General features: G+C 56.0%; 8 protein-coding genes and 1 pseudogene. 5 read left to right on the top strand and 4 right to left on the bottom strand.

Annotated features, from left to right (window positions below; translation table 11 throughout):
• From ychF to CPT76_RS25280, 3 genes and pseudogenes are all read right to left on the bottom strand, one after another.
• A partial coding sequence (gene ychF, locus CPT76_RS25270; RefSeq protein WP_105444871.1) for a redox-regulated ATPase YchF occupies positions 1-485 on the bottom strand: 485 nt, incomplete at its 3' end.
• Positions 486-810: 325 nt separating this feature from the next.
• Positions 811-1,416 (bottom strand): energy-coupling factor transporter transmembrane component T family protein, encoded by a 606-nt coding sequence (locus CPT76_RS25275; protein WP_105444872.1) that lies wholly within the window; start codon positions 1,414-1,416, stop codon positions 811-813.
• Positions 1,392-1,724, bottom strand: a pseudogene (locus CPT76_RS25280) (amino acid permease); the annotation flags it as partial. The pseudogene CPT76_RS25280 and the gene CPT76_RS25275, both read right to left, overlap by 25 nt.
• A 193-nt stretch (positions 1,725-1,917) precedes the next feature.
• Between CPT76_RS25280 and CPT76_RS25285 the strand changes: the two are divergent.
• From CPT76_RS25285 to CPT76_RS25305, 5 genes are all read left to right on the top strand, one after another.
• The gene (locus tag CPT76_RS25285; RefSeq protein ID WP_105444873.1) at positions 1,918-2,814 is read left to right on the top strand and encodes a LysR family transcriptional regulator; all 897 of its coding nucleotides are present in this window, start codon (positions 1,918-1,920) and stop codon (positions 2,812-2,814) included.
• A gap of 18 nt (positions 2,815-2,832) precedes the next feature.
• Positions 2,833-3,495, top strand: coding sequence for an RNA polymerase sigma factor (locus CPT76_RS25290; protein WP_219845466.1), 663 nt, complete (start codon positions 2,833-2,835; stop codon positions 3,493-3,495).
• A gap of 118 nt (positions 3,496-3,613) precedes the next feature.
• Positions 3,614-3,868: a hypothetical protein gene (locus tag CPT76_RS40500; protein ID WP_258168790.1), complete on the top strand. Its 255-nt coding sequence runs from the start codon at positions 3,614-3,616 to the stop codon at positions 3,866-3,868.
• Entirely contained in the window at positions 3,865-4,386 is a 522-nt protein-coding gene (locus tag CPT76_RS25300) for a hypothetical protein (protein ID WP_076174717.1), read from the top strand. The genes CPT76_RS40500 and CPT76_RS25300 overlap by 4 nt, the downstream gene beginning before the upstream one ends.
• Entirely contained in the window at positions 4,383-5,486 is a 1,104-nt protein-coding gene (locus CPT76_RS25305) for a DUF4097 family beta strand repeat-containing protein (RefSeq protein WP_105444876.1), read from the top strand. The genes CPT76_RS25300 and CPT76_RS25305 overlap by 4 nt, the downstream gene beginning before the upstream one ends.
• Positions 5,487-5,679: 193 nt before the next feature.
• Here CPT76_RS25305 and CPT76_RS25310 read toward each other — a convergent pair.
• The coding region (locus CPT76_RS25310) for a redox-regulated ATPase YchF (protein WP_105444877.1) at positions 5,680-6,318 on the bottom strand (639 nt) is incomplete at its 5' end.

Below are 6,318 nucleotides of genomic sequence, written 5' to 3' on the forward strand. Positions count from 1 at the left end.
ACTTCCTGGGCGTACTGCTTGTTGCCGCCCTTCATGTTTTTGCGCGAACGGTCGATGCGCTTCTCCACGCTCTCCAGGTCGGCCAGGATCAGCTCCAGGTTGATGGTTTGAATGTCGCTGACCGGGTTGACCTTGCCGTCCACGTGCGTGATGTTCTCGTCCTCGAAGCAGCGCACCACGTGCACGATCGCATCCACCTCGCGGATATGGGCGAGGAACTTGTTGCCCAGACCTTCCCCTTTGCTCGCGCCGCGAACCAAACCTGCGATATCGACGAACTCAAAAGCGGTCGGTACGGTTTTGTGCGGCTGAACCAGCTCGGTCAGCTTATCCAGACGCTCGTCCGGAACTTCGACAACCCCGACGTTTGGATCAATCGTACAGAACGGATAGTTGGCAGACTCGGCGCCCGCCTGGGTAATTGCGTTAAACAACGTGGATTTGCCGACGTTCGGCAGTCCAACGATCCCTGCTTTCAAAGCCATTTATATGACAACTCCTATTTAGGTAATAGTTAAACAGACGTCTCTCAATCCTACCCATTATATATTAGAACCCCCGGAGCGGCAAGGATTGGACTTTACTATCGGATGCCCGGCTTAAGCCTTCATTTCGCCATGCTGCTGGGATGATCTGAACCGGGGANCGTAAAGTGCGTAAGGATAAAGATGCAGCGAGGTGTGAAAACGAAAAGGCGGCAAAATGAATGAAAGCTGCGAAAATCAATGCCTCAGACGCAGGCAATCAAGCTTACGACGAAAAAGACCCGGATTCTCCGGGCCCCTTACCAGAACATTTGCCAGACAATCCCTAAAAAGGATACCAAAATCCTTTCAGCACCCGTACCTTCAGCCAAATGCCCACAGCCAGCAGCAGCACACCAAGCACGGCCAACGTCCAGTCCAGCCCTTCCATCTCCTTGCCGCTGTACCAGGTGCGCCTCTTCTGCGTGCCAAAGCCCCGCAGCTCCATCGCGTTCGTCACCGAATCGATCCGGTGCAGTGCCGATTGCAGCACAGGAACGACGACCGCCGCCAGGTTGCGCAGGCGCTGGGCGATGCTGCCGTCCTCCTTCGTAATCCCCATGCCTCGCGCCTGCATCGAGTTCAGCGTGCTCCGGAATTCTTCCGTCAGGTCCGGAATATAGCGGAGGGCAATACTCACGGCGTAGGCGATTTTATAAGGGACACCGATCCGGTTCAAACTGCCGGCAAATGCGCTAGGCTGCGTAGTAAAAATGCACAGGATCGTAATCGGCAGCAGTGTCAAATATTTGGCCGACAGCGTCAGCACATAAACCAGCGTCTCCGCATTGATCGTGTTATAGCCGAGCGGAATCAGCGGCGTATCCGTCCCCGTCAGCCGTGTGCCGAAGGTCGGCGTGATGAGCAGGGCACCGACATGAGGAAAAACCAGCCGACCAGCGTCCCGGCTTTGGTGCCGTACGCTCTGGAGACAAACGAGGACACGCCCCCGGCATCGGGGTAACGCGCCGACAGCAGCCCCATGACAAGGGCCATCGGCAGGACGAGCAGCGTCATGAGCCCCCAGGACAGGAGCGAGGCCGGACCCGCGATATGTGCGGCGAGCCCCGGCACAATCAGGATGCCTGATCCGAGCACCGAACCGATATATAAAGCGATGGCTTGAGGCAGCTGAATGGAAGAGGTTAAGTGTGATGCTGTAGAAGTCTTTTCGAATGAGGTCTTTTCTAATGAAGCCATATATTTGATCATCCTATCTGCTGTTAATGGTGTAACCGGCAGGGATTACCGGTCATTCTAGGGTTGTGCAGTGCTCACAGCTTAACAGATAATAGATGAATAGGTAAAACAGATTATTTTGATCGTTTCCATCGGGAGAACCGATTGTTGATGATCGCTACGAATTCATATTTCGCATCATGGAGGATTATTGATGGACTTAAAACACTTACACACCTTCCGAACCGTTGCGGATACGCATGGCTTTACCAAAGCTGCCGAAATCCTGTCCTACGCCCAGTCGAGCGTCACGGCGCAAATTCAGACGCTGGAAGAGGAAGTCGGCTCGAAGCTGTTTGACCGTCTTGGGAAAAAGGTACAGCTTACATCCGCAGGCGAGCGCCTGCTGCCCTATGCCATCCAGCTGCTGGAGCTGCACGACCGGGCGCTGGCCGAAATGTCCGCTGGCCGAAGCCTGCCATCCGGGACGCTGAACATCGGCGCACCCGAGTCTCTTGCGGCGTTCCGGCTCCCGGACATTATTAAGGAATACACGGAGCTGTATCCGGACGTGAAGATCATTCTCCGGCCGGCCGGCTGCAAGGAGCTCAAGAAATTGGCCCTGTCCGGCGATATGGACCTGGTGTTCGTGCTGGAGCCGGAATCGGATGACCCGCACTTGCAGTCGGAGACGCTCATCCATGAACCGATGGCGCTCATCGCGCCGCCGGCGCATCCCCTGACCCTGCTGCCGCAGGTCGATACTCTGGACTTGAAAGACGTTTCTTTTATCCATACCGAATCGGACTGCAGCTACCGTCTGCTGCTCGAACAGCATTTAAACAGCCACGCGATCTACAGCAGCAGCGACTTGGAGTTCTGGAGCATCGAGACGATCAAGCACTGCGTCATGTCCGGTCTCGGCATCTCTCTGCTGCCCGCCATTGCGGTCAAGGACGAGCTGTCCTCCGGCCGGCTCATCCGGCTCCCTTGGGACGACAGCCCCTGCCAAGTGGCCACACAAATGCTGTACCATCCCGGAAAGTGGATGTCTCCGGCCCTTGGGGAGTTCATCCGCCTGTCCCGGGAACACGCCGACAGATGGCGCTAAAACGGCTGAATAATTTTTTTGAAAAACTTTGCAGGGATGCCTCAACATGCGGCGTCTAACTTAACGTATCGGGAGGAGGGGAGAAGACTGGAAGAAGAGTTGCAGTGGATCCGGGCGGTCAAAGCCGGCCATCCGGAAGCCTATAAATTTCTGGTGCAGCGGTACCAGAGCATGGTATACCACGTATGCCTGAAAATGACCGCCGACAGCGTCTCGGCGAAAGATTTGTCGCAGGACATTTTCCTTAAGGCATATTCGGCCCTGCCTGCTTTTCGGGAAGAATCCTCCTTCTCCACCTGGCTGTATCAAATCGCCGTCCGGAAGTGCCTGGACTGGAAAAGGGCCCACCAAAGGGAACAGGCTCGAAGGACGATGGGAGAGGTTAGCGAAAACGATTGGGTAACCGCCGAGACACCCGAGAAGATCGTCCTCTCCGAAGAGATGAACAGCCGGATCCGTCAAATCGTCGATGAGCTGCAGGAGCCGTATAAGTCGGCCGTGCAGATGTATTATTTTGAACAATGCTCCTATCAGGAGATTGCCAAGAGGCGGGGCATTACCGCCAAAACCGTTGAGTCCCAATTATACCGTGCCAGACAAATGATGCGTCAGAAAAGGAGAGGAGCTCAGGTGAAAATGCGAACTCATTCAATACCAGATGGCCGCTTACGCCGCCCATGAACTGCCGCCCGAAACCTCCCTCTTGATCGAAAAGCATTTGAACCATTGTCCGGAATGCCAGGCTTGGTATCAGGAAATTACGGAGATATCCCAAATTTGGGAGAATCCAGGTCCGGTCATGGATATGCCGGATATCGTTGCCGGCGTGATGGAGGAAGTCCGTCAAATGCCGCCCTTGGCGGTAAGATCGCTGCCAAGAAGCCGGCCCCGCGAGTCGCAGAAATCCAAGCTGGCCCATTTCGGGCTTGCGGCCTGCCTGACCTTTTGCTTATTCCAATTCGGGATTTTCGAGCATCTGGGGAACGGGCTGACGGAGGCCACGCAGCATTTATCCACTCGAATGGAGCACATATTTAAGGAGGGTAACCCATGATTAGAAAAAGTAGATGGCTCACGTTTATGTTGTCGATGATTCCCGGCCTTGGCCATTTATATTTAGGATTCGCCAAACAGGGACTGCAGTACATGATCGGCGCCTGCGTCTGCATCATCCTCATCCCGTCGATTCCGATGCTGTTTCCGTTCGCTCTGGCGATTCTGTGGTTCTACCAGCTGTTTGACGCCCTGCAGAAGGCGAGCTGGATGAAAGCCGCGGCCATGGAGCATGAGCGGATGATGATGGGCCAGGATACTTTCGGCTATCCTTGGACCGAGCGTGACTGGATTCAAATGAACGGATATCAGAAGGAATCGGCGGTCCATCCATTTTGGATCGGGGCGACCTGCATCGGCATGGGCATTCTCGTCCTCCTCGTCGGCGTCTTCCCCGGCCTGTGGGAATGGCTGCTGAACCGCAATATTACCAGCGTGCTGCTGGCCGTCGGCCTGATCGTTTACGGCATGTGGCTGCTTGGCAAAAGACCAAACCATAAGGGAAGTGAGCATCTGTGACCGCACCGCTTGAGACGCGCCCGCCGGTCCGAAAGATCGGCAAATGGACCACCGCCATCGGATTGATCGGCCTTGGGGTCATCATCATTCTTCAAATGAATCAGTTCATCAGCTTTGAAGTTCTGAAATATGTATGGCCCACCCTGCTCATCCTGCTCGGCATTGAAGTTGTCATTTCCAATGTCGTGCATGCCAACCAGCGGGTTCGTCTGGGCGGCGGAAGCGTCACGATCCTGATTCTGCTTCTGATTGTCAGTGGAGCCCAAGCGATTTACCCCGACTGGACATTCCTCTTTAACAAGGGTTACCTCAGCGCCGTGCAGGGATCAGTTCCGGCGCAGGGAGAGATCAAGCGGGTGGAAGTTTTCCTCGACAGCGGCAAGGTCAACGTAACGGAAGCTCAAGGCTCGAATATTGCCTATGAGGGAAAAGTCCGCGTTCGCACCGAATCCTCCCAGGCCAACGCCGACAAATGGACGAAGCAGCACTGGAAGTCGGAAACGTCGGGAGACACGCTGACCCTGACACTGGATAAACACCAGCCGGATATCGTCCTGATCGGCGGCTGGGCGATGCCTGAAGATTACTTTAACCTCCAGGTTCCGGAGGCAGTCGAAGTGGAAGTGCATACGAAAAATTCCACCATCGACGCTTCCGGACTTCATGCCGGAGTGACGGCCGTAACGTCGAACGGCACCCTGAACGTAAAGGATATTCAGGGCAAGGTGTCGGCCAAGACCAGCAACGGCCGGATCGTAGCTGCGAACATCAGCGGCCCTTCCGAGCTGGTGACCAACAACGGTACGGTGACGGCCAACCAGCTTGGCGGCCCGGTCTACATCCGGACCAGCAACGGCGCCGTTCGGGGCGATAGCGGCATCGCCGGCAACTGGGACGTGAAAACCTCAAACGGCAGCATTAACCTGACCGTTCCCGAGGACGCCAGCGCCAAGCTGACCGCCAAGACGTCCAACTCCTCCATCAAGGGCAACATCGGCTGGGTGGATGAGAGCGACTCCCGCGCCACGGCCACATTGGGAGACGGGCAGTATACTGTGGGGCTGGCCACGTCCAACGGCAGCATTACCGTGAATCATTAAGGGACTGTGAGCGTCGCAGGCTCAAGCGATAATCGACCTTTCGCGCTGGGTAGGACGGGGATAACCGACCACTCAGCCCTACCAAAAAACCGCCATTCCAAGGGTTACCCGGGGAATGGCGGTTTTACGTTGACTATCTGCTTACTCGAAATCCAAATGTTCGCATCCATTACACGTTTACACGTTTACACGTTTACACGTTGAAACGGAAATGCATTACGTCGCCGTCCGCAACGACATAATCCTTGCCCTCCAGGCGAAGCTGGCCGCGTTCCTTCGCGGCGTTCATGGAACCGGCGGCGATCAGGTCGTCGTAGGAGACCACTTCGGCACGAATAAAGCCGCGCTCAAAATCGGTGTGGATGACGCCGGCTGCCTGCGGCGCCTTCGTTCCTTTGCGGATCGTCCACGCGCGCACTTCCTGCACGCCTGCCGTAAAGTACGTGTACAGGCCGAGCAGGCGGTAAGCCGCCTTGATCAGACGGTTCAGGCCGGACTCTTCGAGACCGAGCTCTTCCAGGAACATTTCCTTGTCTTCCCCTTCCAGCTCGGCGATTTCCGCCTCGACCTTGGCGCTGATCGGAACGACTTCGGCGTTCTCGCCTGCCGCAAAGTCCTTGACCTGCTGCACGTACGGATTGCTGTCCGCATCAGCCACGCCGTCCTCGCTCACATTGGCCGCGTACAGAACCGGCTTCAGGGTCAGCAGGTGCAGATCGCGCACGATCACTTTCTCTTCATCCGACAGCTCCACGCTGCGGGCCGGCTGGTCATTGTACAGCGCTTCTTTCAGGCGTTCCAACACTTCTACTTCCTGGGCGTACTGCTTGTT

This window comes from Paenibacillus sp. AR247, assembly GCF_002968895.1.
Taxonomy (GTDB): Bacteria; Bacillota; Bacilli; order Paenibacillales; family Paenibacillaceae; genus Paenibacillus_AQ; species Paenibacillus_AQ favisporus.